Raw genomic sequence first — 26,350 nt, forward strand, 5'->3', positions numbered from 1 at the left:
AATGGATCAACTGCGGCCGAACAATCGCTCGATATCGCTCAGCTTCAATTCCACATAAGTCGGCCGCCCGTGGTTGCACTGACCGGAATGGGGCGTGGCCTCCATTTCCCGTAGAAGGGCGTTCATTTCTTCGGCCCGCATACGGCGACCCGACCGGACCGACCCATGACAGGCCACCCGGCTGAGAATCGCCTCAATCCGCGCCTGCACGGTCTGGCTTTCGCCCTGATCGGCCAGTTCGTCGAGGATATCGAGGATCATCGCCCGCGCGTCCACCTCTCCCAGAATGGCAGGAGTTTCACGCACCGCGACGGCACCGCCGCCGAAAGGTTCAATGGTCAGCCCCAGGTTCGTCAAATCATCAGCCACCTGCATCAAGCGCGCGCAATCGCTGTCAGACAGTTCAACAATTTCCGGGATCAAAAGCGCCTGCGCAGCAACCCCATTCTCGGCCATCTGTTTTTTGAGCTTTTCATAAACCAGCCGCTCATGTGCCGCATGTTGATCGACGATCACCATGCCGTCTGCGGTTTGGGCGATGATGTAGTTTTCATGTACCTGCCCACGTGCCGCGCCCAAAGGCAGGTCTTCGACCGGAGCCTCGGCGGTTGGCACAGGGGCCGGCCCGACCACGTTGCCGCTGTAATCTTGTGACAGCTCGGCGAACCCCGGCGCCTGCGCTTGATACGCCGCCTGCCGTGCAGATGGCGAAGGTCGGTCCATCTGATAGACGCGTGCTGGCGCAGGTTGTGCGGGTTCCGGACGCATCGCGCCCAGTGTCGCATTGGCCACTGTGGAGGAGGCCCTGTGCCCTGCCTCGGCCAGCGCGTGCCTCAGGGCCGAAACGATCAACCCGCGCGCGACGCCCGGATCGCGGAACCGGACCTCGGACTTTGCCGGATGCACATTCACGTCGACCAAAGTCGGATCGCAATCGATGAACAATGCTGCTGCCGGATGACGATCCCGGCTGAGGAAATCGAAATAGGCCGCCCGCAGCGCGCCCGTCAGCATCTTGTCGCGCACAGGACGACCATTGACGAACAGATACTGCGCCACCGCCGCACCGCGCGAATAGGTCGGCAAGGCGGCGTAACCGTACAACCGGATCCCCTCGCGCGTGGCATCGATCTGCAGGGCATTTTCAGCAAACTCGCGCCCTATAACGCGGGCCAGCCGGGCATGCAGTGCGTCGAACAGATCACCATTTTCGCGGTCAGCGCGGAAGGTCACGCGCCCCTCTCCACCACCAGAGACGTCACGCAAAGTGAAAGTCACCGAAGGCTCGGCCATGGCCAGCCTTTTGACGGTGTCGGAGATTGCTTGGGCTTCAGCCCGGTCGGTGCGCATGAATTTCAACCGCGCAGGCGTTGCGAAAAAGAGATCGCGCAGTTCGACCACTGTGCCAGCACGTAAGGCGGCAGGTTTCACCGCCTCGATCCGACCACCCGCCACATGGACCGAAGCCGCCTCGCCCCCCGGCACCCGGCTGGTAATGGTCAGGCGCCCGACGGCGCCGAGCGATGGCAGCGCCTCACCCCGAAACCCGAAGGTGTGGATATTCAGCAAATCAGACCCGTCGATTTTCGAAGTCGCATGGCGCGACAAGGCCAATGGCAGATCCTCAGCAGCAATCCCACAGCCATCATCGGTGACGCGAATCAGCGTCTTACCACCATCGGCAATGTCGATCGCGACGCGGGTTGCACCTGCGTCGATGGCATTTTCCACCAATTCCTTGACCGCAGAAGCCGGACGTTCAACAACCTCGCCTGCCGCAATACGGTTGATTGCTGCGTCGTCAAGTTGCCGGATGACCAGTCGATTTTCGCTGATATTGGGGTGTGCCTGCGCCATACCACCAGACCTAGCACATTCGCGCACGATTCTGCCACCGCTTTGGCTTGCATTTAATGTGAGGAGCGGGCGTTCGAACAATCGCACCGTGCCAGCCTAGACTTGCAGCCAGTCTGGGCGCGATTGCTCGAACGATCCGGAGTGAGTGGTGGTCATCCAATAATCAATGGGTCAATTCATACCACGAATACGGTTTCACGATGCGAAGACTCTCTGGGCCTCAAGTCGGGTGGCGAAGTTTGGCCGATACCGCAGAGGGCCCAGCGGCGGGAAAATGCCGGGTCACGCGGTTCCGGGTGCACCTGCCCGGGTCCGGCACGGCCCCCACAAAGCCGCAAACGCAAGGATCAGACCAGACATCGTTGCGATCATGCCCGCTGCACTGACTGCGTCCGCCGCCCCCAGCCAGAGCGGACCATATCCAGCCAGCACGTACCCGGAGACAGCCGACAGGATGGCAAAGACGATGCTCCACGCGATCTGGGTTTCGAGCCGGTTGGTCATCATGCGCGCCGCCGCCGGGGGACAGATAAACATGGCAATCACAATGATCGAACCCACGGCGTCAAATGCCGCCACGGCGGCAATAGCTGCCGTGATCACAAGGGCCATGCCCAGAACTCCGGTCCGGACACCAATGGTGCGCGCGAACCCTTCGTCAAAGGTGGAAATCTTCAGCGGCCGCCAGAACAGCCATACAAAGACAGATACCGCCAGCAAAGTCAGCGCAATCCGAGGCAATTCCGGCGGCAACCCCGCCAGCGCCACGGGATCCAACACCGAAGACCAGCCCACAGCGTCCAACCAGATCAGGCTTTCCAGATTGCCATACAGCGCATGTTCAACATCCAAGTGCACGGTCGAGGTATAGGTTTGTTCCAACAGCAGCACACCAGCAGCAAACATCGCGGTGAAAACCACCCCCATCGCGGCACCCGCCTCGATCTGCCCCAGCCGCCTGACGGCTTCGATCAGAACCACGGCCACCACCGCCGCGCCCGCGGCGCCCAGCATCATTGGCCAGGTTGAAATCGTTCCGGTCAGCAGAAAGGCCACGACAATACCCGGCAGCACCACATGGCTGATCGCATCCCCGATCAGAGCTTGTTTGCGCAGGACCAGAAAGTTCCCGGGCAAAGCACAGGCGATGGCGGCAAACGTGCCGATTAGTAACGGTGTCAAAGACAGGGGTACGAATTCTTCACCGTTCATGCCAGAACCTCCTGCGGGCCGCCGATCTGGCGGTCGATCTCGGCGATCTGATCTTGGGTCAGGACGGTTTCGATGTCCCGCAACCCGTCATAGAGCGCAGCTGTTGCCTCATGCATCTGATCGGCCCTGACGATTTCCCAGCGCTTTTCATCCCGCAGCGCCTTGGCAGCCCGGGCTTTGCCGATTTCGGTGGCCACGCCATCTGCCCGCGCAAAACCAGCACGCCGCAACAGGCGCAAGGTCAACGGCTCATAGATCTTTTGCCCTTGCGCCAGTGCCAGCAGACCCTGCCGAATGTGAACCCGACGCTGGAACCGCAGTTGCCGCAGAACCGCTGCCAGAACACCCCGAACAGGCGCAAGTAACAGGGACAGTGCGAAAAAGCCAAAGCTGACCAGAACAATGATCGGGCCGGTGGGCAAATTGGGGGCCGAGGCCGACATCGCCGCCCCCAGATAGCCCGCCAACCCTCCGGCCAGTCCAGCTAGCAGCACCACGCGGCCCGAACGGTCCGTCCAGAAACGCGCCGTGACAGGTGGGATGATCAGCAGCGCCACAATCAGGATTAGCCCGACAATTTTCAGGCCCACCACAGTAACTGCCATGACCAGCCCCATCATCGCCAGATCAATCCGGTGCACCGGCAGGCCCCGGGCAGCAGCGTATTCCGGGTCGAAAGCCACCATGGTCATAGGCCGGCGGATGATCATGACCAGCAACAGCGTCGCTGCCCCACCGATTGCGATGACCAGCGCATCGGCCCACAACATCCCTGCGGTCGAGCCAAGCAGGAACCCTTCCAGCCCGGCCTGACGACCGACGCCCATGGTCTGGATCACGGTCAACAGCACGATGCCAAGGCCGAAGAACACCGACAGGATGGCACCAACGGCGGCATCCTCGGCCAGTCGTGTGTGGCGAGTCAGCCAGTTCATGCAAAGCAAACCGACCCAAGCCGACACCGCCGATCCGGCCAGTAGACCGATCAGGTTGCGCCCATCGCCGCCAAAGGCGACCAAAGCCATGAACCCAAGACAGACGCCGGGCAGAGTCGCGTGGCTGATTGCGTCGCTGACCAGCGCGCGTTTGCGCAGGAAAAGAAACGTGCCAGTAACACCAGCGGATATACCCAGCAAGGTCGCACCAATCGCGACCAGCGTGGCGTTATAGCCCAGCTGAAGGGTCAGAGCATCCCAAAGCATGATTTACCCCAATGCGCGCGAAATCTGGTCGATCTGGGCTGTGGCTAGACGGCCACCATACGCCGATTGCAGGGTTTCTGCGGTAAAGGCCTCGGCCACAGTCCCTTCGGCCACTTTGCGGGTATTGATCAAGAATACATGGTCGAAATAATCAGTCACCGTGGCCAGATCGTGATGCACGACCACGACGGTCTTGCCCGCTTCTTTCAGCGACTTCAGCACTGCGATGATTGCTTTTTCCGTCGCTGCATCGACGCCTGCGAATGGCTCATCCAACAGGTAAAGATCAGCATCCTGCGCCAGAGCACGGGCAAGAAAAACGCGCTGTTGCTGGCCACCGGACAATTGACCAATCTGACGATCGGCAAAATCGCGCATCCCGACCCGGTTAAGACAGTCCATGGCCCGGGACATATGCCGGGCACGGACACGACCCAGCAAGCCCAGCTCGCGGGACAGACCCATCAACACAACATCAATCACGCGCGTCGGAAAATCCCAGTCGACGCTTGCGCGTTGCGGCACATAGGCAATTCGGGCACGCTGTTTCTCAAGCGGTTCACCAAAGACGGACACCTGCCCGGACAGGGGCGAAACGATACCCAGTGCCGCCTTCAGAAGCGTAGACTTCCCCGCCCCGTTCGGGCCGATGATCGCCGTCATCGCGCCGGGTTGCACGGTCATATCCACCGAAAACACGGCAGGTTTCTGACCGTATGAGACAGTCAGACCGCGAATGGCCAGTGGGCAGTCCTTTGTAATTTTTTCAGCAACCGAAGCACCCTGATGCGCAGCCAGCGACAGCATCGTTCAAGACCCCGCCGACAATTTGCCGTTCATGCCGCGTTCGGGCACGTCTGCGCCCAGCGCTCCGGCAATCACAGAGATGTTGTGATCCAGCATCCCGATATACGTGCCTTCATAGGTGCCCGGTTCACCCATTGCGTCGGAATACAGCTCTCCGCCGATGCCAACATCATGACCTTTGGCCGCAGCACCTTCGATCAGCGCACGCATGGACCGATCAGAAACCGAGCTTTCGACAAACACCGCCGTCAGCTGCTGATCTACCAAGGTATCGACCAGTTCGCCGATCCGGTTCAGACCAGCCTCGGACTGGGTCGAGATGCCCTGAATACCAAGCACCTTATAGCCGTATTCCTCACCGAAATAGCCAAAGGCGTCATGCGCCGTTACAAGCACACGGTTGTTTTCCGGTACGTCAGCCAGCACTTGTTCGCCGTAGGCTTCCAACTGATCAATCTCGGCCAGATGTGTCTGTGCGTTCGCGGCGAAAAAATCAGCAGCCTCGGGGCGGGCCTCTGTCAGGGCTTCTTGAACCTCGACCACCACATCGCGCCAAACGGCCGGGTTCATCCATACATGCGGGTCATACTTATCGGCATAGTCGTCATGCGCGCGCAGTTTGGACTTATCGACACCTTCGGCCACGGCCACGACCGGACGTTTACGTCCGAGATCATGGAAGAAGTCTTCCATCTGCGCTTCAAGGTAAAGACCGTGCCACAGGATCAGATCCGCCCGGGTCATAGCAACGATGTCGCTGCGGGTCTGTCGATAGGCATGCGGGTCGACGCCCGGGCCCATCAAGCCCTTGACCTCAACCTGATCGCCACCGATCTGACGTGCCGCATCAGCGATCATACCCGTGGTGGCAACAACCTTTAGCGGCGCCTCGGCCCATGCCGCGACCGGCAAAGCGGCGGCAATAGCCAAAACCGCAAGAAAACTACGACGAATCATTTCTGACCCCATTTAGGTATCCTCTTGAGAATGAATATGCGAACCATTCGCAACTAAGTCAACGCTATTGCGAATTATTCGCAAGAAAACCTTAAATTTGTCCATTTGGTCAAAAAAATTGCACACGGAAGGCCGCTATGCCTTCCAATTAGCGCCAAGCCGTGCGAATTTGGCGCAAACCTCCCAAAGGATGTGAAGATGGAAACGCAGAGCTCAGAAAGCCCCGTGCGCACCGCGCATCTGCCGCAAGTGACCGAGCCCAGAAACCCCGGTATGGATCTTGATCTGGACTGGGTACGCGCCGTGCAGGTCAATACTTCGGCCATTGAACGCCGCGCCGCGACCCTGCCCGGTCGTCGGTCCGTCAAGAAAGAGTATCAGGCCGCGTGGCTGCTGAAGGCGGTCACGATGATCGACCTGACCACCCTGTCGGGTGACGACACGGTCGGACGAGTGCGCCGTCTGTGTGCCAAGGCACGGCAACCCGTTGCACCTTCGGTTCTGAAGGCGCTGGATATGCCGCCTATCACAACCGGGGCCGTTTGCGTCTATCACGACATGATCGAAACCGCTGTGGACGCGCTGCATGGCACCGGCATACCTGTTGCCGCGGTTTCCACCGGCTTCCCGGCTGGTTTATCGCCATTCCATCTGCGCGTGGCCGAGATCGAAGAAAGTGTGAAAGCCGGCGCCGAAGAGATCGACATCGTGATCTCGCGCCGTCACGTGCTGTCGGGCGACTGGCAAGCCTTGTATGACGAGATGAAGGCGTTCCGCGTGGCTTGCGGTGATGCGCATGTCAAAGCCATCCTTGCCACCGGCGAACTGGGCAGCCTGCGCAATGTCGCGCGCGCCTCGCTGGTCTGCATGATGGCCGGGGCGGATTTCATCAAGACCTCGACCGGCAAGGAAAGCGTCAACGCCACCCTGCCTGTGTCTTTGGTGATGATCCGTGCAATCCGCGACTACTATGACCGCACCGGATACCGGGTCGGCTATAAACCGGCAGGCGGGATTTCAAAAGCCAAGGACGCGCTGGTTTACCTGTCGCTGATCAAGGACGAACTATGCGACCGCTGGCTGGAGCCGGACCTGTTCCGTTTTGGCGCGTCGTCCTTGTTGGGCGACATCGAGCGGCAGTTGGAACACTATGTAACTGGCGCATACTCCGCCGGTTACCGTCACTCCATGGGCTGAGGACAAAAACAATGACAGTCAAAGAGATATTCGAAACCATGGATTACGGCCCTGCCCCCGAAAGTGCCGCCGAGGCTCTGGCCTGGCTGGTCGATCAGGGCGACAAGTTCGGTCACTATATCGATGGTGCGTTCACCAAACCCGGCAAAGGGTTCGACAGCCGCAACCCGGCGACCGGAGACGTTTTGGCCAAGCTGACGCAGGCCAAACAGGCCGATGTGGATGCTGCCGTTTCTGCCGCCCGAAAGGCGCAACCGAAATGGGAGAAGCTGGGCGGTGCAGGCCGTGCGCGGTACCTCTATGCCATCGCGCGCTTGTTGCAGAAGCATTCGCGCCTGTTTGCGGTGCTTGAGAGCCTCGACAACGGCAAGCCGATCCGTGAATCACGCGACATCGACATCCCGTTGGCGCAGCGCCATTTCTTCTACCACGCCGGCATGGCGCAGCTGATGGAAAGCGAACTGCCCGATGCTGAGGCGTTGGGCGTCTGCGGGCAGATCATTCCGTGGAATTTCCCGCTGCTGATGCTGTCGTGGAAGATTGCCCCGGCCCTGGCCATGGGCAACACGGTGGTTTTGAAACCGGCCGAGTACACCTCGCTGACAGCCCTGTTGTTCGCCGATATCTGCACCCAAGCTGGATTGCCCAAAGGCGTAGTCAACATCGTCACTGGTGAAGGCGCCGTGGGCGAGATGATCGTGAACTCGGACGTCGACAAGATCGCCTTTACCGGCTCGACAGTTGTGGGCCGCCGTATCCGTGAAGCGACTGCAGGGTCGGGCAAGGAACTGACATTGGAACTGGGCGGCAAGTCGGCCTACGTCGTCTTTGATGATGCCGATATCGACAGTGCTATCGAAGGTCTGGTCGACGCGATCTGGTTCAATCAGGGGCAGGTTTGCTGTGCGGGCTCCCGCCTGTTGGTACAGGAAGGCATCGCTGATCGCTTTCACCACAAGCTGCGCGCACGGATGGACAAGCTGCGCATCGGCGATCCGCTAGATAAATGCATTGATGTGGGCGCGGTTGTAGACCCGGTCCAACTGCAAACCATCAAAAGCATGGTCGAAAGCAACACCGCCGGCCACGTGCACCAAGCCGCCTGCGATCTGCCTGCGAACGGATGGTATTACCCGCCTACGCTGATCTCGGGCCTCGAAACTTCCGACCCGCTAATGCAGGAAGAAATCTTTGGCCCGGTTCTGGTGTCCTCAACCTTCCGTACACCGGAAGAGGCAGTCGAACTGGCCAACAACACCCGTTACGGGCTGGCCGCGACGGTCTGGACCGAGAATGTGAACCTGGCGCTGGATATCGCACCTAAGTTGGTCGCGGGCGTGGTTTGGGTGAATGCCACCAACCTGTTCGACGCGGCAGCCGGATTCGGCGGCGTGCGCGAAAGCGGCTTTGGCCGTGAAGGCGGCTGGGAAGGCTTGACTGCGTACACCAAGCCCAAGGGCAAAGCTAAGCCGTTGGCGAAGGTCGAAGCGGTTACCGGCGAAGGCGCTCCGGTCGATCCAATTGACCGTACCGCCAAGATGTATGTCGGAGGCAAGCAGGCGCGGCCTGATAGCGGCTATTCGAAACCCGTTTGGGGCAAGCCCGGGCTGTTGGGCCACGTGGGCCTCGCCAATCGCAAGGACGTCCGCAACGCGGTTGAGGCTGCGGCGGGGGCCAAAGGCTGGTCCAAGACCACTGGCCACCTGAGGGCGCAAATCCTGTATTACATCGGCGAAAACCTCTCGGCCCGCGCCGACGAGTTTGCCGCTCGCATCGACGCGATGACCGGCAAAAAGGACGGCGCGAAAGAGGTCCAAGCTTCAATCCAGCGCCTGTTCTCCGCCGCCGCCTGGGCCGACAAGTACGACGGTCAGGTACATGGGGTTCCGATCCGGGGCGTGGCGATTGCCATGAAAGAATCCGTTGGTGTCATCGGCGCGCTTTGTGCGGATGAGGCGCCTTTGCTGGGTCTGGTCTCGGCCATGGCTCCGGCAATTGCGATGGGCAACCGGACGGTTCTGGTGGCTTCAGAGCCCTACCCGCTGGCGGCTACCGATTTCTACCAAATCCTCGAAACTTCGGACGTGCCCGCCGGTGTAGTTAACATCCTGACAGGCAGCCATGCGGAATTGGCGAAACCGCTGGCCTCGCACCTGAATGTTGATGCGGTCTGGTCGTTCTCATCCACCGACTTGTCGAAAGAGATCGAGGTCGTCTCGGCCGGGAACCTAAAACGGACCTGGGTGAATAACGCGACGGCATTTGATTGGGGCGTGGACCATTCTCGCCGCTTCCTGCAGGCTGCGACTGAAGTCAAAAACATCTGGGTGCCCTACGGCGAGTAGGGCTCCCCTCCAAGGGAGGCCTACATGGATTTTTCAGGAAAAACCGTCATCGTCATTGGCGGAACCAGCGGTATCAATCGCGGCATTGCCGAGGCCTTTGCGGCCTCGGGTGCCAAACTGGCCGTCGCCAGCCGTTCACAGGAAAAGGTCGATGACACCGTTGCTGCGCTGAAAGCTGCGGGGGCCCAAGACGCCATCGGTGCGGCGTTCGATGTACGTGACCCGGAGGCCGTGACAAACGGGCTGAAACAGTTCCACGACGCGTTCGGTGACTTCGACGTGCTGGTATCGGGCGCGGCGGGCAACTTCCCGGCATTGGCGGCAGAGATGTCGGTCAATGCGTTCAAGACCGTGATCGATATCGACCTGATGGGCACGATCCACGTGATGAAGGGGGCCTATCCTTTCCTCAAGCGTCCGGGTGCCAGCATCATCAACATCTCGGCCCCGCAATCCTACCTGCCTTACGAAGGCCAGGCCCATGTCTGTGCCGCCAAGGCAGGCGTGGATCAGATCACCCGCACCCTGTCGATGGAATGGGGCGTCGAGGGTATCCGTGTGAACTCGGTCGTGCCGGGCTTTATCGAAGGCACTGAAGGGGCCAAGCGTTTAGCCCCTACGCCAGATGCCGGAGAAGCCTTGCGCAAGGATGTCCCGTTGGGCCGTTGGGGTCAGCCGCACGACGTGGCGAACGCCTGTATGTTCCTAAGTTCTGATCTGGCTAGCTATGTCAGCGGCACGGTTCTGGCCGTCGATGGCGCGTTGTACCAGCGTGGTTCGGGAAAGTTCGGACAGATGATGGGGCAAATGTTGCGAGCGCAGGCGAAAGCACGCTCATAAGACCCATTAACCTGTGAGGTTGTTCATTTACGGCTTCACGTAATTGGCACAGCGTAAGACCCATTCATTGCGAGGGTGGGTCCTTACATGCTGAATAGTCCATTTGAATTTATCGAGTTTGTCGAATTGGCCACCATGATCGGCGTGGCCGGGGCTGGCCTTTACATTCTGAACTACTTTTTACTGCAAATCGGCATAGTCCGAGGCAATGGCGTGCTCTACCCGGTTCTGGTTATCGTTGCCGCAACCTGCGTTCTGATCAGCATGGTTGAAGAATTCAATCTTGCCGGTTCAATCATACAGATGGCCTATATCGCGATCTCTGTCATCGGATTGCTGCGTGGATACCTGTCGCGACATCTGATCCGCTTTTCCGCAGCCGAGCGCCAGTTCATCTCGCATCATCTTGGGTCACTGAAACCGCATTATGCCCGAAAGCTATTGAACACTGCGTCGGTTCAGGAGTTCGCCAAAGGCGACATTCTGATCGAAGAAGCGAGAACAACAGATTTCCTTGGCTATGTCCTGAGCGGGCGAACAACCATCCTTCAAAATGGTCAGGTCATCAATATTTGCGGCTCGGACGAGACACTAGGAGAGCTGACATTCGGCCTTGGCCTACCCGCAACGGCCACCGTCATCGCCTCAGAGACGACAACCTGCTTGGTGTTCGACAATTTCCGTCTGTCGCGCCTGCTACGCCGCAACCGGCATATCGACGACGCGCTCAAAGCCGCGCATTTCAGGCATGCGCGGCAAAAGCTTCTGAGCAGCAACAAGCATACGCTTCGGGCACAGAAACAGCCCGTCGCGGCCTGATCGGGTTTAGCCGTCCAGACCCTCGGGCTTGCCGACAATGGTGAAGTGGAGCCCATCAGGGTCCAGCAATTCGCTGGCGACCCGGTTGATCTCTTCCAGCGTGATCGCATTCACCTTGTCGTTGCGGGTGGCGATATAGTCGATGGGCAGGTCTTCCATCTGCATCCCGACCATGATCCCCGCGATCTGGCCATTGCCATCAAACCTCAGCGGGTAAGCGCCCGTCAGATAGGTTTTGGCATCGTCCAGTTCTTTTTGGGTTACACCTTCGGACGCGGCACGAGCCCACTCGTCGCGGATCAGCTCGACCGCTTCTGCAATGCGATCATTGCTTGACGACACGGACCCCAGATAGACCGAGGCCAGGTCCTTGGGCACCAGATAAGTGCCGATTCCGTAGGTCAAGCCACGCTTTTCTCTAACTTCCTGCATCAGGCGGCTTTCAAACCCGCCCCCGCCAAGGATGTGGTTCAGGACAAAGGCGGCAAAGAAATCGGGATCATCGCGGTCAATGCCTGCATGTCCGAACAGGGCCACAGATTGCGGCGTGTCGAACTCGACTACGCTGACACCACCGGGGATGGACACATCGGCACGTTCAGGGATCGGCTTGCCAGTTTCTGGCAGGTCGGCCAGCAGTTTATCCAGCAACGCGCCCAGCTCTTCGGGTGTGATGTCACCCACCGCGCCGACATACATCCGGTCTTGGACAAAGACATCCTGATAGGCGGTGACCACATCATCGCGCGTCAGCGCGGTCACGCTTTCGATCGTACCCTTACCTTCGGTGCCATAAGGGTGGTCGCCATAGGCCATTTGGGCAAAGTTACGACCTGCAATGTCATTCGGGTCGGTTTGATCGGATTTAAGGCCGGACAACACCTGCGCCTTTACCCGGTCCACTGCATCCTGATCAAAGCGCGGCTCGTGAATGGTGGCGCGCAGCAAGTCGATCACGTCGTCCCGGTTCTCGGTCAGGAACTGCGCGGTGATCGACACCGAGTCATCGGTTGCACCGTACCGGAACGAGGCCGCCAGCGATTCCAACTCACGCGCATAGGTGCGGGCATCCATGTCACCTGCGCCTTCCTCAATCAGGCCGCTCATCAGATAGACCGCACCGCGTTTGTCCGCGTCATCCAGCGATGTGCCGCCGCGAAAACGCAGCTCCAGCGCGGTGAAGGGGATCGAGTGATCCTCGACCAGCCAGGCGGTGATACCGCCAGGAGAAGTAACCTCTTCGATCTCGATATCGGCCCACGCGGGCAGAGCGACAACGAACGCGATCAAGGTTGCGAATATCCGTTTCATTGCGTCACCTCATCATCGCGCATCAGCCAGCCGGTGACCGATGTTTCCGGTTGTATTACCTCGCGGGCAGCGGCGATGATCTCATCCCCAGTGACAGCTTGCAGAATATCGGGCCAGGCCTGCACGTCCTCAACCGTCAGGCCGCTGGTCAAAGCGCGGCCATATCGGTTGCCAATCCCATCCACATTGTCGCGCGCATAGGTTTGAGCTGCCCGTAGCTGCATCTTGATCCGATCGAGGTCCTCTTCGTTCACACCCTCAGCGATGAAGTCGGCAACCACCTGATCCATTGCATCTTCAGCCTCTTGCAGGGAAACGCCTGCGGCCGGGACGACGATAAGGTCAAAGGTCGTATCATCCAGCGAGACACCCCGATAGAACGCCCCGGTGTAGACAACCTTCTGCTGCTCGAACTGCAGCTTTTCGTTCAGGTAGGATGTCGTGCTTCCGCCCAACAGTTCTGCCAACAAAAACAGAGCGGCTGCTTTCTCCTGGTCGCCCGGATCTCGTTCAGGGGCCAGATAGCTACGCTGAACATAAGGCTGCGACACGCGCGCATCCTTGTATGTTAGACGGCGTTCTGCCGTTTGCGGCGGTTCCTGCGACCGGACCCGTTCGGGTAAGTCAGGGTTGGCGGGGATCACTCCGTAATATTGCTCGGCCAGCGATTTGACCTCGTCAGGTTCGACATCACCGGTGACGACCAGAATGGCGTTATTGGGCGCATAATGGGTTTGGTAGAAGGACAGCGCGTCCTCCATGTCCAGCGCCTCCATCTCGTGTCGCCAGCCGATGATTGGCACGCCGTAGCGATGGTTCAGGTATTGCGACGCGCTCATCTGTTCGCCAAACAGGGCACGCGGGCTGTTGTCGGTGCGCTGGTTGCGTTCCTCAAGGATCACGTCACGCTCGGTGGCAATATCATTTTCGTTCAGGCGGATATTGCGCATCCGATCCGCTTCCATTCGCATCATCAATTCCAGCCGGTCGGCGGCAACGCGTTGGAAATACGCGGTGTAATCATAAGACGTGAACGCGTTGTCGGTGCCGCCATTGGCCGCAACAGTGGCGGAAAATTCGCCCGGGGCCAGAGTGTCCGTGCCTTTGAACAGCAGGTGTTCGAGGAAATGCGCCACGCCCGATGATCCCACGGGTTCATCTGCTGACCCTGCGCGATACCAGACCATATGCTGCACAACTGGTGCGCGGTGATCTTCGATCACGACGACATCCATGCCGTTGTCCAGCGTAAAGGTAGTGACCGCTTCGTGCCCCTCGCTTGCAGCAAGAGGGGTTGCGGCCATCAGGGCTGCCGACAATGCCAGGGCCCGAACCATAGGGCGTCCTCCGTTTGATTTATGCTGTTCAAACTACGGTGGCACCACGCGGGTTCAAGGCCAATGACGAAAAGTTAAAGATTATTCATCTACCGGTGGCGCCGATGGTGTTTCTATCCCGGCCCGGCGTGCCGCTTCATTCTGACGGTCGGGGTTAAGCGTTTCGCGGCGGTAAATCTGCGAATAACGATCCACTTTGAACAAGCGCAAGCGCGTCAGGCGGCCTTGCTTTCTGCGGAACTCGGCATCCTCGGCATCAACCACCTGCCGTGTATTTGCCGCAACCCCATACCGGCTGGAAGCCGTCACAAGGGCGGTATCCGTGGACGGGATGGCCGTATTTGCGTTAAGCGAAGATTCGTTCCCGCCAAGGGCAACGACAGCTTCGGCCTTGGGATTCGGATCGGTCAGGTTTTCACCACCCAACGTGGGCGCAGGCAGGAACTTGTAATCCTTGGGCTCGGTCAACGGTTTGACAGGCAGGACCGAGAATTCATCCGGCCCTTGCCCGGGCGCTTCGAGATGGCGCAGTCCGATATCGGAACAGCCTGCAGCCGCAAAGGCCAATGTCAAAGCAAATATGGAACGCGGCAGCCGCATCAGAGTCTCCAGCCTGTTTCAGGCGCTTTTATCGCATTTCAAATGGCACGTCACGAGGCCTTTTTGCCTTCGAACACCACCAGACCAATCGCTCCCGCAAAAATGAACACATCAGCAAGGTTGAACACGAAAGGGTTGTTGATGCCACAACAGGACATGTTCAGGAAATCCAGAACATAACCATAAAGCAGGCGATCCACGACGTTGCCCAGCGCCCCTCCAATCAGAAACCCGCCGCAAACCAGCATCAGTTTCGACGGGGCTGTGCGCATAAGCCAGATCAGCACACTGATTGCGATGACCATGGAAACACCGATCAACGCCCATCGGGCAGCATCGGTATTGCCCTGAAACAAGCCGAAATTGATGCCCCGATTCTCACCGTATTTGAACACCAGCAGCGGCGGTAGGACATCAATGTCCCCTACGGCTACGCGCATCACGTGAACGACCAGATACTTGCTGATCTGGTCGATCAGTAACGCAGCCAGTGCGGCCCAGAGAAGCAGACGAAAGCGCATCAGTGGCGGAAGTGGCGCATGCCGGTAAAGACCATGGCGAGACCGGCCTCATCCGCGGCTGCGATCACCTCGTCATCGCGCATCGAGCCACCCGGCTGGATAACACAGGTCGCGCCGGCCTCGGCCGCTTCCATCAGACCGTCCGGGAATGGGAAAAACGCATCCGACGCCACGGCGGAACCGATTGTCAGTGGTTGGGCCAAGCCCAGAGCATCAGCCATACGCTCGGCTTTCTTCGCTGCAATCATCGCCGAGTCCAGGCGGCTCATCTGCCCGGCACCAACACCCACGGTTGCTCCGTCTTTGACATAGACGATGGCATTGGATTTGACGTGTTTCGCCACTTTCCACGCAAACAGAAGATCGCGCATCTGTTCCTCGGTCGGGGATTTCTTAGTGACGACCTTCAGGTCATCCAGGCCGACAAATCCGTTGTCCTTGTCCTGCACCAGAAGGCCACCGGCTACCTGACGGACGGTTTTGCCACCTGTGGTCACATCTGGCAGGCCATCGGTTGTCAGCAGACGCAGGTTCTTTTTGGCGGCAAAGATTTCCTTGGCCTCATCCGACGCACCCGGAGCGATCACAACTTCGGTGAAAATTCCGGTGATTTCCTGCGCGGTTTCGACATCCAGCGGCTGGTTCAGCGCAATGATCCCGCCAAAGGCCGAAGTGCGGTCACAATCAAACGCGGCCTTATAGGCCTCGATCAATGTCGCGCCCTTGGCAACACCGCAGGGGTTGGCATGTTTGATGATCGCGCAGGCTGCGCCTTGCGCCGGGTCGAACTCGGCCACCAGTTCAAATGCCGCGTCTGTGTCGTTGATGTTGTTGTAGCTCAGTTCCTTGCCCTGATGCTGCACTGCTGTCGCGACACCGGGGCGGTTGGTGCCATCGGTGTAGAAGACCGCCTGTTGGTGGCTGTTTTCGCCATAACGCAAGGTCTGCTTCAATTCTCCAGCAAAGGCGCGACGACGCGGGGCCTGCGCGGCCAGCGCATAAGCCATCCAATTCGACACAGCGGTGTCATAGGCAGCAGTACGGGCATAGGCTGTCTGCGCCAGGTTCTGACGGAACGCATAGGATGTCTGCCCATCGTTAGCCGCCAGCTCGGCCAGCAGCGCGTCGTAATCCTGAACATCCACAACCACATTCACAAAAGCGTGGTTCTTCGACGCCGCGCGGATCATAGCCGGGCCACCAATATCGATGTTTTCGATGCATTCGTCGTAACCCGCACCTTTGGCTACAGTGGCCTCAAACGGATAAAGGTTCACCACCAGCAAGTCGATCGCGCCGATGCCATGTTCGTCCATCGCCGCCACGTGGCTGTCATTGTCGCGCAGGGCCAGCAGGCCGCCATGCACCATTGGGTGCAGCGTTTTTACACGACCATCCATCATCTCGGGGAAGCCGGTAATCTCGCTGACGTCCTTCACCGCAAGCCCGGCATCGCGCAGCGCCTTGGCTGTACCGCCGGTAGACAGCAATTCGACCCCGCGCTCGGCCAGTGCCTTTCCCAGCTCGATCAGCCCGGTCTTATCGGAAACGGAAAGCAACGCGCGGCGCACGGGGTGAAGATCGGTCATGGGGTCAAAGGTCCTTTTGGCGTCAGTCAAACTCGGGCTCGTCCCGGTGTATATCCCGCACGGCATAGGCTGTGTCCTGGGCCTTGCTCAGCGTCCACCGGATGCGCGTCGCATACTCCATTGCGCGGCCAGATAGAACGATCTGTTTTGTCGCGCGTGGTTTTAAACGCCCGTTTTCCAAATAAACGCTTGGTTCTAAAGACAATTTTCCGACGCCATCATGGCGGAAAACCCAGATCTCACCACTTTTCAGCGCCATCGACACCGCAGCGCCCCCCAGATCCAGTGCCGCATCCACGTCCGGATGCAGGTGAAACCGGATGTCAAGGGCGATGCCCTTCAGACCCGAGGCGTCCATCGCCTTGTCAAATTGGCGCTTCGCCTTGTCGGTGGCCGTCAGCAGAATATCCTCGCAAGCCAGCTCACGCCCATCAAAGCGCAGCTCAAAGGTACGCGCATGAGTCAATCCGAAGACCTTGGTATACCCGTCATGCCCGGCCATGAATCGCGTGCCTTCAAAGGCATCCTCGAAATCAATGGGAACGTCATGCGGCGCATCCACCAGTGCCTCGCGTTCGGCGCCCTGCGTCGGTGGCGCCAGCCGAGCGCTTGAATACCCATCAAGGCACAGTGTCGAATGCGACGGTGTCGCCCGACCCGCACGTCGCCATTCCGTCCCAAAGCTTTCGCCCGACCCGCAATTGACCACCAGCGGCCTGCGGCCCGACGTCAGTTCGAACGCCAGGGTCGAGGCATGGGCGTTGTATGACGCCGACCCCTTGGGTGGAGTGGCGGCATCCACAATCACGCTGGTTCTGGCCGCATAAAGTCGGGCAAATCCCATGGACAGCCCCGTGGCGTGATGTGGCTTGACACCGCTTTGCGCCAGTGCCTGATCCAAACGCCCTTCGACACCGCGCCCACCGCCGTGAAACCGGGCCAAAGCCCCGTCCGCATGGCGCAGGCTGCGCAAGGTGGGGGCCATGCGTTTGATGGCACTTGCCTGCGCCCCGGGCGTGCCCCGGCCCAACGCGCTGAGCGCGGCCGAGGTCCATGAAAGCAGCATAAAGACCTCAAGCAGCTCTTCGGGGTTGCGGGTTGGGATACCGCCCTGTTCGTCTACCTGACTGTCACACTCGCGTGCCAAAGCACGAAGGGCAGGATCAGCCATTTGCTCCAACCCCTCCAGCGCCAGACCAGCCTGCACCAGCCCGGCAAGCGCCTCAAACCGGGAAAGACCGGGAGTCGCTGCCTTCCAGCGCTTGGACAAAAACCATGTCTGTTGGGCCAAGGAACGGAAAAACATCCTGCTTTGATGTTCATCTGCGCCGCGCAACAGGAAAATCGCATGGTTGATCCAGCGTATAACGCGCCGACCGGTCAGATCAGGTGCCCAGCCCGGCCCCTGACCGCGGCCATGCGCGTTAATCCAGCCCCAGACCCACCGCTGGGCCTTTTCACGCGCGCGCATATCGCCAACAGCCGCCAGATCGTCGAGCCAGGCAAAGCCGTGGCGTTCATTGTCAAACCCGGTACTGGGCGCGGTCACAGCCCACAGCTCGGTATCCTGAGCTTCGACCAGATAGCCTGCGAACAGCAGATTTCCGGCGACCAACTGACGCCCGCGCGCAAATGAGCCGACCGTGCGTGGTTCCGGCTCGCCAACAAACCCCGAGACCGCTTTGCGACGCTGGCTGAGGCGTGCATAAAGACGGTTCTGAAACCGTGTCCACTGATTGGTCATGGTATCTGTCTTCGACATGACGCTCGTTACTCTGCCCCTTGCGCTCTGCTGGCGCCTGAGACCCAACGATAGACCGGGGCGATCGTCAAGTCATCGAAAAGCGTGCTTCTACGCCGATTTGTTCAAGCGTGCGATGTAGAACCCATCCATTCCACCAAGATCAGCCCAGTAATCGGGCCGCAGACGCAGGCCGCCTTCCTCGGTGATCCATTCGGACTCGATTCCGGCAATGTTCAAAGCCGCTCGATCCACCGACATATCGGGGTGTTGGTCCAGCGCTACTTCGACCTGCACCTCGCCCTCATCCGGCAGGAGAGAACAAGTGCAATAGACCAGCCGCCCGCCGGGTTTCAGCAAGCTCCAGGCGTGGGCCAGCATCCGGGCCTGCATCTCGATCAGCTCACCGAATTCCGATCCGTCTTTGGCAAAAGGCAGGTCCGGGTGTCTGCGGATCGTTCCCGTGGCAGAACACGGCGCGTCCAAAAGGATGGCGTCATACTGGCCCTGATGTTCAAGCGCGTCGCCCGCGACGACAGTGGCTTTCAGCCCGGTGCGTTTGAGGTTCTCATGCATCCGCGCCAACCGCGTTTCCGAGACGTCGAGCGCCGTAACATCGACCCCAGCCGCCGCCAGTTGCAATGTTTTTCCACCCGGAGCGGCGCAAAGGTCGAGGATCTTTTCGCCCGGTTTCGGGGCAAGTATGCGCACAGGAATAGCCGCCGCCGCGTCCTGCACCCACCAATCACCTTTGCCATAGCCCGGAAGGGCAGTGACCTGACCGGCATCATGCAGCCGCGTCGAACCGGTTGGCAGGACTTCACCCGGTCCGCTGGCGCCCGGCTTCACAGTCAGATCAAGCGGTGCGCCAGCAAATTGCGCCTTTTCCATTCCCGCGATTGCATCCTCACCCCAGGCCATGATCAGCGGATCACGCAGCCATTCGGGCAAACGCGGCACGCGCATTTTGGGCCATGCTTCGGGCCCTTCGGCGGCCACTTTACGCAACACGGCATTCACCAGGCCTTTCAGCCGTCCGTGCTTGCGTGAACGCCCCACAATGTCGACCATTGAATTCACCACACCATGTGCCGCTTCACCGTGGCACAGCTCGACCGCGCCAAGGCGCAGGGCGTTATGCACAGTCAAAGCGGGGGTGCGGTTCAGGTGGTTTTCCAGCAGACGATCCGCACGCTCCAACCCGCGCAAGGTTTCTAGCGTCAGACGTTGCGCCCGCGCGCGATCTTCAGGGGCCAACCGGTCCAGCGCACCGGCGGCCAGACATTCGGACAGCAGGCGTCCTTCGCCCAGTATCTGATCCAGCAGATAGATCGCGCTGCGTCGGGCCGCTGTTGCGTTGTCGGACATGGAATCGCCTTTGAATAAATCCTCGCCCGCATTGCCAATGGCGGACGCGGGCGTATATCAAGCCCATGCACGGAAAGGAACCCGAAGTCATGAGTGACGACCGCAAAGACCTGCCGCCTGCCGCCCAGCGCGCCTTGGCCGAAGCTGAAGAGCGCCGTCGCAAGGCCGAGGCCAAAGCGAAAGAGATGCCAAGGGAACTGGGCGGTCGCGACGGTCCTGACCCGGCCCGCTATGGCGATTGGGAGAAGAAAGGCATCGCGATCGATTTCTGATCGCCTATCCTCGCAGAGCTTCCAGAAAATCCGCTATCAGAGCGCGCTGCTTCTTTGATTTCGACCGTTCTTCCGGCCATGTCAGCCAATACCCATCCTTCGTTTTCAGCTCGGGCAGGTGCAACCGGCGCAACCGTCCGTCCTGTAGATCCGCCTTGGCCAGTGGCACCGACCCCAACGCTACGCCCATGCCCTGACGTGCCGCGGACAACGCGTGTTCCATTGAATCGAAGCTGATGGTCGACGTCGTCACATCGCCCTGCTCTGCCTTTCGCGCCCAGTCTCGCCACCCCGGCCGTTCTCCGCGCAGATCAATCAAAGGCGCGCCCCATTCAACACCCGGAGCCGCCATCGGCACCAACACTTCGGCTGCGATCAATTCGGAATCCCGCCCGGGCCAGGCACCGCGACCATAGCGGATTTGCAGCCATGTCCGCTCTTCATCCAGCGACGACCGCCGCGCCACGGAATCGGTCAGAACACGCACCTTCGGCTGCATCTCCTGAAACCGGGCAAGACTTGGCACCACAAGCGCATGGATGTGCGATGACAAACCGGCCACCCGCAATTCGCGTGGGGATTTGCCAAACAGATCCTCGGTATTTCGTTCAAGCGCCTGCAAACTGTCTTGCACCAGTGGCAGGTAGCTTTCGCCTTCGACAGTCAGTGACACGCCACGCGCCTCACGCACAAACAATGTTCGACCCAGCCAGGCCTCAAGGTTACCGATCCGCTGGCTTACCGCCGCTTGTGTCAGACCAAATTCCCTCGCCGCTGCCGAAAACCCGCCCAGACGCCCCGCCGCCTCAAAAACGCGCAGCCAGTCCAAGGGCGGCAACCCGATTTTTTTCTTAGCCATAAGTTTTTCCAAGCCTCAGCAGAAAGAAGGATTAATTGTCGTAATGCCACAAGGGGCGTATCTCCTCAACCAAAGCCCGCGCTGAACAGGAGACCCCCATGCTGCGCTCTGCCACCCATGACGCCTCGGTTGTGACCGTTGAATTCGACACCGGCACAGAGGCTCGCTTTCACGCCATCTGGCTACGCGACAACGCGCTGGACCCCGAAACGCGCGCGCCCGGCAATGGCCAACGTCTGATCACCATCGGTGATATCCCCTCAGACATTTCGGTTAGCGCCGCCGAAATCAGCAATGGTGATCTGACAGTCACCTTTCAGCCAGAAGGCAAGACCGTCACCTTTCCCGCCGACTGGCTGGCCGAGCACAGCTATGACCGCGATCAAAACCGCCCCATGGGTCGGACGGCTCCCGACATCACCACCTGGGGACGCGGCATCGACGCGCCCAGCGCTGATTGGGATGAGGTCCACGCCAATCCCAGCGCCAAACGCGGATGGCTAGCTGCGGTGGCCGAATACGGCTTTGCCAAGCTGACCGGCGGCCCGACCGAACCGGAATCCCTGCTGAAAGTCGCCGATCTGTTCGGCTATGTGCGCGAAACCAACTATGGCCCCTATTTTGAGGTCCGAACCGAGGTGAACCCGACCAACCTCGCCTATACAGGCCTTGGTCTGCAGGCGCATACCGACAACCCCTATCGTGATCCGGTTCCGACGCTGCAAATTCTGTATTGCCTGGAAAACAGCGCCGAGGGTGGTGATTCCATCGTGGTTGACGGCTTCCGCGCTGCTGAAAAACTGCACGAACAGAACTCGGAAGGTTTTGCCTTGCTGGCAGGCTACCCCGCCCGGTTCGAATACAAGGGCTCGGACGGTATCTGCCTACGGTCACGCCGCCCGATGATTGAGCTGTCACCGGATGGAGAATTGGTCGGTATCCGGTTCAACAACCGCTCATCCGCGCCGTTCGTCGACGTGCCGTTCGACGAGATGGAGGCCTATTACGCCGCCTATCGCCAATTGGGCGAGATCATCGACGACCCTGCCATGGGCGTGTCGTTCAAACTGGAACCAGGCGAGAGTTTCATCGTCGACAACACCCGCGTGCTGCACGCGCGTCTGGGCTATTCCGGTGCGGGGTCACGCTGGTTGCAGGGCTGTTACGCCGACAAGGACGGGTTGCTGTCCACATTGGCTGCGATGGAAATGAGCCAACCGGAGGCCGCAGAATGAAGCCCAATTTCTCGACCCTGAGCCGGGACAATATCGTGGCCTTCATCGGCGATATCTTCGACCGCCGAGGCGGTGAGGAATATCTGGGTGAGCCCGTCACCATGGCTGAACACATGTTGCAAGGTGCCACGATCGCCGAGCAGAACGGCCAGCCCGAGGAAATCATCGTTGGCGCATTGCTGCACGATATCGGCCATTTCACCTCCGAGTTCGGCACTTATCACCCAGATGACACCGAGGACCGTCATCACGAGGATGCAGGCGCTGAGGTGCTGGAACAGTTCTTCCCCTCGGTTATCACCGATTGCTGCCGCTATCACGTGGCAGCCAAGCGGTATCTCTGCGCCACCAAACCGGAATATTTCAACCGTCTCTCCACCGCCTCGGTCCATACGCTGGAATTGCAGGGCGGGCCGATGAGCGCTGAGGAGGTCGCAGAGTTCGAAAGTAATCCGAACCTGAAAGAGATCGTTCAGGTGCGCTATCTGGACGAGGCGGGCAAGCGGGCTGACATGGACACGCCGGATTTCACCCATTTCGCACCGATGGTACAGCGCATGGTCGACAGGCATCTGGGCACATCATGAGCGCGCCTGAATATATCTTCGAGGCCAGTTCAAAACCGTCCCTTCCCTGGCACGAGGTTCCGCTGATCCGGGCCACGGACACGTCGGTCAAAGGCTATGGCTGTCTGGTCGACGACCCCGAAACCTTCGAGATTGAAATCGCTCGCTGGCCCCAACAAGGCTGGCGGCCGATTGACGAAGGAACCGGCGACGAGGGCGGCTGGGTCGAAGGCACGTTCAAATGCGATTGGCAGGGTGACGTGCTTTATGGTGAGAACGAGGCCGTCAAAGGCCACTATGTTCTGGGTTGGTCCGCTGATCCACAACAGGCGCAGACCGACCTGCAGACGGCACCGCGCGATCAGGTTCTACTGTGGCACATGAACTACCACCCCGATGGCGGGCAGATGTTCTGGCCGCTGGACAACAAGCCCTTCATCGTGCCTGTCGCCCTGCCCGGCGACAACCTGACGCCAGAAAAGGTGGTCCCATTCTGGTGTGACGGCACGCGTGGCCTCTATATTCATCCCGGCATCTGGCACGAAGGGATATTCCCCGTCGAAGACAACCAACGCTTCCTTGATCGGCAGGGCCGGGTGCACGCCCGGGTCAGCGCCGATATCGGCAAAGAGTTCGGCGTTTACCTTGCCTGCCCCTTGCGCGCGGACAAGATACGCGATCTGTAGCCAAACCTGTCTCTTCCGGGCGGCGCTTTTCAGATTCCCTTAACCTTTGCCGCAAACTTCTGCGATACTCACCCTGTGTGTGCATAAGGGAGGCGCAGATGGGATTGAACCGTCGGAAATTGGTACAACTAGGCACCGCAGCCACCGCGAGTGCGGCGCTGCCGCGATTTGCTGTCGGCGCAACTGGCCAGAATGAAGCGTTCGAGGCAGAGTTCGCCGAAACACTGGCTGGTCTCAAAGCCGCGTTCGCCAAGCTCGGGTTTTCCGAGTCGCAGCCTTTTTCGATTGTCACCGGGAACGTCGACTATAATGGCGGGCTGCGGCACGATTTCGAGCAAAAGAAATTGCAACCAAACGCTTTCGTCATACAACCGCTGGCTCGCGTCGCAGATGTGGAAGAAAAAAACCGCCCCGATGTCCTGCCCCTGTTTCACGAGGTTGGCTGCCATCCAGAAGGCGTGGTCAGCGGGCGTGACACCACGGAACTTATGGTGCGTCTTCTGACTGAAGAGTTCAGCCTTGACCCATCCCGCATTGCTTTTGTCAGCGTACCTCAGGCCGATGACGTGCGCCCGGTTCTGGATGGGATGAACTTGCCGTTCTCGCAAAAGGTCCTGCTGCGCGATGAGGCCGAGGCATTGGCCGCCCGTGACGCCTCAGGTTATTTCTTTCCAGATCCTTTTGGCGAGGATTATCTGGTCACGATGGGCGTTTATTACCGCGTCGGCAATCAAACTGAACCCGCACCCGAATCCTATCCACCATCTGCCAACTGGACGGAAATCGGAGAGATCATCATCGGCGGCGAGGCCGCACCGTTAGGCATATCAATCGGAGCAGAGCGTCTGACCTATGCGTTGACAGGTCAGTTCCCGACATGGGACCAGCGTTTGGATGCTCTGTTCGCGCATATCGACTTGGGGCATGCAGAACCGCCGGGAATCGCCGCGTTCAGGTAAAATCCCTTACAGCCCCAATACATCCAGCATGTCATACTGACCGGGCGCTTTGCCCTGTCCCCACAGGGCCGCCTTCAAAGCGCCGCGGGCAAAGATGGCGCGGTCGGTGGCCAGATGGCGCAGGACGATGCGTTCTCCGGGGGCTGCGAACAGCACGTCGTGTTCGCCCACGATGTCACCGCCGCGAATAGCATGGAACCCGATATCGCCCCGCTTGCGCGCGCCGGTGATTCCGTCGCGGCCCCGATCGGACACATCGGCCAGATCAACCCTGCGCCCTTCGGCGGCGGCCTCGCCCAGCATCAGTGCTGTACCCGAGGGCGCGTCGACTTTGTGGTGATGGTGCCCTTCGATGATCTCGATGTCGAAATCTTCATCCAGCGCTGCGGCGACCTTTTTGGTCAGCTGCACCAGCAGGTTGACGCCAAGGCTCATATTCCCTGCCCGCACGATGACCGCATGGCGAGAGGCCGGTTCCAGCGCTGCGATCTGCTCATCCGACATGCCAGTGGTACCAATCACGTGGACGCACCGTGCCTGCGCGGCCAGTGCCGCAAACTCCAGCGTCGCCTCGGGCGCCGTGAAATCGATCACCGCCTGCGCCTGCGAAAACGCCTCTAGCGGGTCGTCTGTGACGGTGACGCCCAGCGCCTGACCGCCCATCGCCTCGCCCACATCCTGACCGATCCAATCATGGCCCGTCCGCTCAACCACACCGACCAAACGCGCCTGATCGCTGTCCGTCACGGTTTTGATCAGCATCTGCCCCATACGGCCCGAAGCCCCTGTGATGACGATCCCCGGAATATGGGTCATTGCGCTGGTCCTTTTGTTGAATTCGGCTCAAAGCCTCCTACCCCGTTCGCGCCCGCTTGGCAAAGCCCTGCTTTGGGCTTAGATCGGGGATATGGCAAAGAACAAATTCCACGATGGCCCCGGCCCGTCCCAACGACAGCTCCGTGTCGGCGAACTGATCCGCCGCACCCTGTCCGAGGTTCTGGCGCGCGGAGATGTCCACGACCCCGACCTGAACCGCATGTCAATCACCGTGGGCGAGGTGCGCACCTCGCCCGACCTCAAGATCGCCACCGCCTATGTGCTGCCCTTGGGCGGCAAGGGCCAGGAGGATGTGATCGCGTTGCTGGCCCGCAACAAGGGTGAATTGCGGCGGGCAGTTGGCAAGAAGGTCGGTCTGAAATTCTCACCCGATCTGCGGTTCCGGCTGGATGACACGTTTGACCGAATGGATGACACCCGCCGCATGTTCGATCAGGACGCGGTGCGCCGCGATCTGGACGAGTGATCCGCGCAATTGTCATTTTGGGCGCGGTCTTCTGGACCGCGCAGGCCTCAGCGGTCACATGCGAGAAGGTGACCCATGAAGACAAGCGGTACACAATCTGCGAGGTGGATGCCGCCAGCGAAGAGTTGCGCCTCTTCCTCAATGATGAAGACGGTAAGGTGCTGGGCCATTTCTCATCGGTGAACGAGACCCTGGCCCCACAGGGAAAGCGTCTGGCATTTGCCATGAACGCGGGCATGTATCATGAAGATCGCTCGCCTGTCGGGCATTACGTCGAAGACGGTCAGGAACAGATGCGCGTGATCCCCAATGCCGGGCCGGGCAATTTCGGTTTGTTGCCGAACGGAGTGTTTTGCATCCGCGAAGGCCGCGCCGACGTGTTTGAGACATTGGATTACGTGGATCAGGCCCCGCAGTGCCGTTTCGCCACGCAATCCGGCCCGATGCTGGTCATAGGCGGTGAATTGCACCCGCGCTTCTTGCCCGATTCGACCTCGCGCTATGTGCGCAACGGCGTTGGTACCAGCGCGGATGGGGCACGGGCAGTATTCGCGATCTCGGATGACTATGTCACCTTTCACGAGTTCGGCAGCCTGTTCCGCGATTTGCTGGAAACGCCGAACGCCCTGTTCTTCGACGGCAATATCTCTCGTATGTATGAACGCGCGGGCAATCGGTCGGATGTCGGGTTTTCGCTTGGCCCTATTGTAGGTGTTGTCGAAGATACGCCCTGAAATTGACAGTGGCAGAACGATCCGTTAGGTCGC

General features: G+C 59.7%; 25 protein-coding genes. 11 read left to right on the forward strand and 14 right to left on the reverse strand.

Annotated elements, in window-relative coordinates; all coding sequences use genetic code 11:
- Positions 1–6 precede the first annotated feature (6 nt).
- The 5 genes from mutL to RUA4292_RS07640 form a co-directional block, all read right to left on the reverse strand.
- Positions 7–1,857 carry a DNA mismatch repair endonuclease MutL gene (gene mutL, locus RUA4292_RS07620; protein WP_058277048.1) on the reverse strand — a complete coding sequence of 617 codons (1,851 nt, stop codon included), beginning with the start codon at positions 1,855–1,857 and terminating at the stop codon, positions 7–9.
- A 282-nt stretch (positions 1,858–2,139) separates the two neighbouring features.
- The gene (locus RUA4292_RS07625; protein ID WP_058277049.1) at positions 2,140–3,069 is read right to left on the reverse strand and encodes a metal ABC transporter permease; all 930 of its coding nucleotides are present in this window, start codon (positions 3,067–3,069) and stop codon (positions 2,140–2,142) included.
- Entirely contained in the window at positions 3,066–4,271 is a 1,206-nt protein-coding gene (locus tag RUA4292_RS07630) for a metal ABC transporter permease (RefSeq protein ID WP_058277050.1), read from the reverse strand. Before RUA4292_RS07630 ends, RUA4292_RS07625 begins: the two co-directional genes overlap by 4 nt.
- A gap of 3 nt (positions 4,272–4,274) precedes the next feature.
- Entirely contained in the window at positions 4,275–5,078 is an 804-nt protein-coding gene (locus tag RUA4292_RS07635; RefSeq protein WP_058274943.1) for a metal ABC transporter ATP-binding protein, read from the reverse strand.
- Positions 5,079–5,081: 3 nt separating this feature from the next.
- Entirely contained in the window at positions 5,082–6,035 is a 954-nt protein-coding gene (locus RUA4292_RS07640; RefSeq protein ID WP_058277123.1) for a metal ABC transporter solute-binding protein, Zn/Mn family, read from the reverse strand.
- A 198-nt stretch (positions 6,036–6,233) separates the two neighbouring features.
- Between RUA4292_RS07640 and deoC the strand changes: the two genes are divergently transcribed.
- From deoC to RUA4292_RS07660, 4 genes are all read left to right on the forward strand, one after another.
- The gene (deoC, locus tag RUA4292_RS07645; RefSeq protein ID WP_058277051.1) at positions 6,234–7,232 is read left to right on the forward strand and encodes a deoxyribose-phosphate aldolase; all 999 of its coding nucleotides are present in this window, start codon (positions 6,234–6,236) and stop codon (positions 7,230–7,232) included.
- 11 nt (positions 7,233–7,243) lie between these two features.
- Positions 7,244–9,577: an aldehyde dehydrogenase family protein gene (locus RUA4292_RS07650; RefSeq protein WP_058277052.1), complete on the forward strand. Its 2,334-nt coding sequence runs from the start codon at positions 7,244–7,246 to the stop codon at positions 9,575–9,577.
- Positions 9,578–9,601: 24 nt separating this feature from the next.
- Positions 9,602–10,417 carry an SDR family oxidoreductase gene (locus RUA4292_RS07655; protein WP_058277053.1) on the forward strand — a complete coding sequence of 272 codons (816 nt, stop codon included), beginning with the start codon at positions 9,602–9,604 and terminating at the stop codon, positions 10,415–10,417.
- An 87-nt stretch (positions 10,418–10,504) separates the two neighbouring features.
- Positions 10,505–11,236, forward strand: a complete 732-nt coding sequence (locus RUA4292_RS07660; RefSeq protein ID WP_058277054.1) for a cyclic nucleotide-binding domain-containing protein — start codon at positions 10,505–10,507, stop codon at positions 11,234–11,236.
- Positions 11,237–11,242: 6 nt separating this feature from the next.
- On the opposite strand, the gene RUA4292_RS07665 is transcribed toward RUA4292_RS07660, so the two are convergent.
- The 7 genes from RUA4292_RS07665 to RUA4292_RS07695 form a co-directional block, all read right to left on the reverse strand.
- Complete coding sequence (locus tag RUA4292_RS07665) at positions 11,243–12,547, reverse strand: M16 family metallopeptidase (RefSeq protein WP_058277055.1); 1,305 nt, start codon at positions 12,545–12,547, stop codon at positions 11,243–11,245.
- Positions 12,544–13,884 carry a M16 family metallopeptidase gene (locus RUA4292_RS07670; RefSeq protein WP_058277056.1) on the reverse strand — a complete coding sequence of 447 codons (1,341 nt, stop codon included), beginning with the start codon at positions 13,882–13,884 and terminating at the stop codon, positions 12,544–12,546. Before RUA4292_RS07670 ends, RUA4292_RS07665 begins: the two co-directional genes overlap by 4 nt.
- Positions 13,885–13,965: 81 nt before the next feature.
- Positions 13,966–14,484 (reverse strand): DUF3035 domain-containing protein, encoded by a 519-nt coding sequence (locus RUA4292_RS07675; protein ID WP_058277057.1) that lies wholly within the window; start codon positions 14,482–14,484, stop codon positions 13,966–13,968.
- A 50-nt stretch (positions 14,485–14,534) separates the two neighbouring features.
- Positions 14,535–15,005 carry a signal peptidase II gene (gene lspA, locus RUA4292_RS07680; RefSeq protein WP_058277058.1) on the reverse strand — a complete coding sequence of 157 codons (471 nt, stop codon included), beginning with the start codon at positions 15,003–15,005 and terminating at the stop codon, positions 14,535–14,537.
- Positions 15,005–16,594 (reverse strand): bifunctional phosphoribosylaminoimidazolecarboxamide formyltransferase/IMP cyclohydrolase, encoded by a 1,590-nt coding sequence (gene purH / locus RUA4292_RS07685; RefSeq protein ID WP_058277059.1) that lies wholly within the window; start codon positions 16,592–16,594, stop codon positions 15,005–15,007. Before purH ends, lspA begins: the two co-directional genes overlap by 1 nt.
- A 22-nt stretch (positions 16,595–16,616) precedes the next feature.
- Positions 16,617–18,356 carry a heparinase II/III family protein gene (locus tag RUA4292_RS07690; protein ID WP_058277060.1) on the reverse strand — a complete coding sequence of 580 codons (1,740 nt, stop codon included), beginning with the start codon at positions 18,354–18,356 and terminating at the stop codon, positions 16,617–16,619.
- Between the two features lie 90 nt (positions 18,357–18,446).
- Positions 18,447–19,703, reverse strand: coding sequence for an RsmB/NOP family class I SAM-dependent RNA methyltransferase (locus RUA4292_RS07695; RefSeq protein WP_058277061.1), 1,257 nt, complete (start codon positions 19,701–19,703; stop codon positions 18,447–18,449).
- Between the two features lie 89 nt (positions 19,704–19,792).
- Between RUA4292_RS07695 and RUA4292_RS07700 the strand changes: the two genes are divergently transcribed.
- Positions 19,793–19,975 (forward strand): DUF1674 domain-containing protein, encoded by a 183-nt coding sequence (locus RUA4292_RS07700; RefSeq protein WP_058275228.1) that lies wholly within the window; start codon positions 19,793–19,795, stop codon positions 19,973–19,975.
- A 4-nt stretch (positions 19,976–19,979) separates the two neighbouring features.
- Here the strand turns inward: RUA4292_RS07700 and RUA4292_RS07705 are convergent, their stop codons facing one another.
- A complete protein-coding gene (locus tag RUA4292_RS07705) occupies positions 19,980–20,834 on the reverse strand; it encodes a LysR family transcriptional regulator (RefSeq protein WP_058277062.1) in 855 nt (284 codons plus the stop codon).
- A gap of 98 nt (positions 20,835–20,932) precedes the next feature.
- Here RUA4292_RS07705 and tmpA point away from each other — a divergent pair, with 98 nt between their 5' ends.
- The 4 genes from tmpA (at position 20,933) to RUA4292_RS07725 (ending at position 24,280) form a co-directional block, all read left to right on the forward strand.
- Positions 20,933–22,069, forward strand: a complete 1,137-nt coding sequence (gene tmpA, locus RUA4292_RS07710) for a 2-trimethylaminoethylphosphonate dioxygenase (protein WP_058277063.1) — start codon at positions 20,933–20,935, stop codon at positions 22,067–22,069.
- Positions 22,066–22,656, forward strand: coding sequence for a (R)-1-hydroxy-2-trimethylaminoethylphosphonate oxygenase (gene tmpB / locus RUA4292_RS07715; protein ID WP_058277064.1), 591 nt, complete (start codon positions 22,066–22,068; stop codon positions 22,654–22,656). Before tmpA ends, tmpB begins: the two co-directional genes overlap by 4 nt.
- Positions 22,653–23,321 (forward strand): ureidoglycolate lyase, encoded by a 669-nt coding sequence (locus RUA4292_RS07720; protein ID WP_058277065.1) that lies wholly within the window; start codon positions 22,653–22,655, stop codon positions 23,319–23,321. Before tmpB ends, RUA4292_RS07720 begins: the two co-directional genes overlap by 4 nt.
- A gap of 98 nt (positions 23,322–23,419) precedes the next feature.
- Complete coding sequence (locus RUA4292_RS07725) at positions 23,420–24,280, forward strand: hypothetical protein (RefSeq protein ID WP_058277066.1); 861 nt, start codon at positions 23,420–23,422, stop codon at positions 24,278–24,280.
- 6 nt (positions 24,281–24,286) lie between these two features.
- On the opposite strand, the gene dapB is transcribed toward RUA4292_RS07725, so the two are convergent.
- Complete coding sequence (gene dapB, locus RUA4292_RS07730; RefSeq protein ID WP_058277067.1) at positions 24,287–25,096, reverse strand: 4-hydroxy-tetrahydrodipicolinate reductase; 810 nt, start codon at positions 25,094–25,096, stop codon at positions 24,287–24,289.
- Between the two features lie 91 nt (positions 25,097–25,187).
- Here dapB and rbfA point away from each other — a divergent pair, with 91 nt between their 5' ends.
- Together rbfA and RUA4292_RS07740 are read left to right on the forward strand one after the other, a co-directional pair.
- Positions 25,188–25,583: a 30S ribosome-binding factor RbfA gene (gene rbfA / locus RUA4292_RS07735; protein WP_058274960.1), complete on the forward strand. Its 396-nt coding sequence runs from the start codon at positions 25,188–25,190 to the stop codon at positions 25,581–25,583.
- Positions 25,580–26,317, forward strand: a complete 738-nt coding sequence (locus tag RUA4292_RS07740) for a phosphodiester glycosidase family protein (RefSeq protein WP_058277068.1) — start codon at positions 25,580–25,582, stop codon at positions 26,315–26,317. The genes rbfA and RUA4292_RS07740 overlap by 4 nt, the downstream gene beginning before the upstream one ends.
- The last annotated feature ends 33 nt before the right edge of the window (positions 26,318–26,350 follow it).

The organism is Ruegeria atlantica, from assembly GCF_001458195.1.
GTDB lineage: Bacteria > Pseudomonadota > Alphaproteobacteria > Rhodobacterales > Rhodobacteraceae > Ruegeria > Ruegeria atlantica.

Excerpts from the sequence above, each read along its gene's own strand:
- mutL (WP_058277048.1), bottom strand. The coding sequence starts at position 1,857 with ATGGCGCAGGCACACCCCAATATCAGCGAAAATCGACTGGTCATCCGG.
- RUA4292_RS07625 (WP_058277049.1), bottom strand. The coding sequence starts at position 3,069 with ATGAACGGTGAAGAATTCGTACCCCTGTCTTTGACACCGTTACTAATC.
- RUA4292_RS07630 (WP_058277050.1), bottom strand. The coding sequence starts at position 4,271 with ATGCTTTGGGATGCTCTGACCCTTCAGCTGGGCTATAACGCCACGCTG.
- RUA4292_RS07635 (WP_058274943.1), bottom strand. The coding sequence starts at position 5,078 with ATGCTGTCGCTGGCTGCGCATCAGGGTGCTTCGGTTGCTGAAAAAATT.
- RUA4292_RS07640 (WP_058277123.1), bottom strand. The coding sequence starts at position 6,035 with ATGATTCGTCGTAGTTTTCTTGCGGTTTTGGCTATTGCCGCCGCTTTG.
- deoC (WP_058277051.1), top strand. The coding sequence starts at position 6,234 with ATGGAAACGCAGAGCTCAGAAAGCCCCGTGCGCACCGCGCATCTGCCG.
- RUA4292_RS07650 (WP_058277052.1), top strand. The coding sequence starts at position 7,244 with ATGACAGTCAAAGAGATATTCGAAACCATGGATTACGGCCCTGCCCCC.
- RUA4292_RS07655 (WP_058277053.1), top strand. The coding sequence starts at position 9,602 with ATGGATTTTTCAGGAAAAACCGTCATCGTCATTGGCGGAACCAGCGGT.
- RUA4292_RS07660 (WP_058277054.1), top strand. The coding sequence starts at position 10,505 with ATGCTGAATAGTCCATTTGAATTTATCGAGTTTGTCGAATTGGCCACC.
- RUA4292_RS07665 (WP_058277055.1), bottom strand. The coding sequence starts at position 12,547 with ATGAAACGGATATTCGCAACCTTGATCGCGTTCGTTGTCGCTCTGCCC.
- RUA4292_RS07670 (WP_058277056.1), bottom strand. The coding sequence starts at position 13,884 with ATGGTTCGGGCCCTGGCATTGTCGGCAGCCCTGATGGCCGCAACCCCT.
- RUA4292_RS07675 (WP_058277057.1), bottom strand. The coding sequence starts at position 14,484 with ATGCGGCTGCCGCGTTCCATATTTGCTTTGACATTGGCCTTTGCGGCT.
- lspA (WP_058277058.1), bottom strand. The coding sequence starts at position 15,005 with ATGCGCTTTCGTCTGCTTCTCTGGGCCGCACTGGCTGCGTTACTGATC.
- purH (WP_058277059.1), bottom strand. The coding sequence starts at position 16,594 with ATGACCGATCTTCACCCCGTGCGCCGCGCGTTGCTTTCCGTTTCCGAT.
- RUA4292_RS07690 (WP_058277060.1), bottom strand. The coding sequence starts at position 18,356 with ATGTCGAAGACAGATACCATGACCAATCAGTGGACACGGTTTCAGAAC.
- RUA4292_RS07695 (WP_058277061.1), bottom strand. The coding sequence starts at position 19,703 with ATGTCCGACAACGCAACAGCGGCCCGACGCAGCGCGATCTATCTGCTG.
- RUA4292_RS07700 (WP_058275228.1), top strand. The coding sequence starts at position 19,793 with ATGAGTGACGACCGCAAAGACCTGCCGCCTGCCGCCCAGCGCGCCTTG.
- RUA4292_RS07705 (WP_058277062.1), bottom strand. The coding sequence starts at position 20,834 with ATGGCTAAGAAAAAAATCGGGTTGCCGCCCTTGGACTGGCTGCGCGTT.
- tmpA (WP_058277063.1), top strand. The coding sequence starts at position 20,933 with ATGCTGCGCTCTGCCACCCATGACGCCTCGGTTGTGACCGTTGAATTC.
- tmpB (WP_058277064.1), top strand. The coding sequence starts at position 22,066 with ATGAAGCCCAATTTCTCGACCCTGAGCCGGGACAATATCGTGGCCTTC.
- RUA4292_RS07720 (WP_058277065.1), top strand. The coding sequence starts at position 22,653 with ATGAGCGCGCCTGAATATATCTTCGAGGCCAGTTCAAAACCGTCCCTT.
- RUA4292_RS07725 (WP_058277066.1), top strand. The coding sequence starts at position 23,420 with ATGGGATTGAACCGTCGGAAATTGGTACAACTAGGCACCGCAGCCACC.
- dapB (WP_058277067.1), bottom strand. The coding sequence starts at position 25,096 with ATGACCCATATTCCGGGGATCGTCATCACAGGGGCTTCGGGCCGTATG.
- rbfA (WP_058274960.1), top strand. The coding sequence starts at position 25,188 with ATGGCAAAGAACAAATTCCACGATGGCCCCGGCCCGTCCCAACGACAG.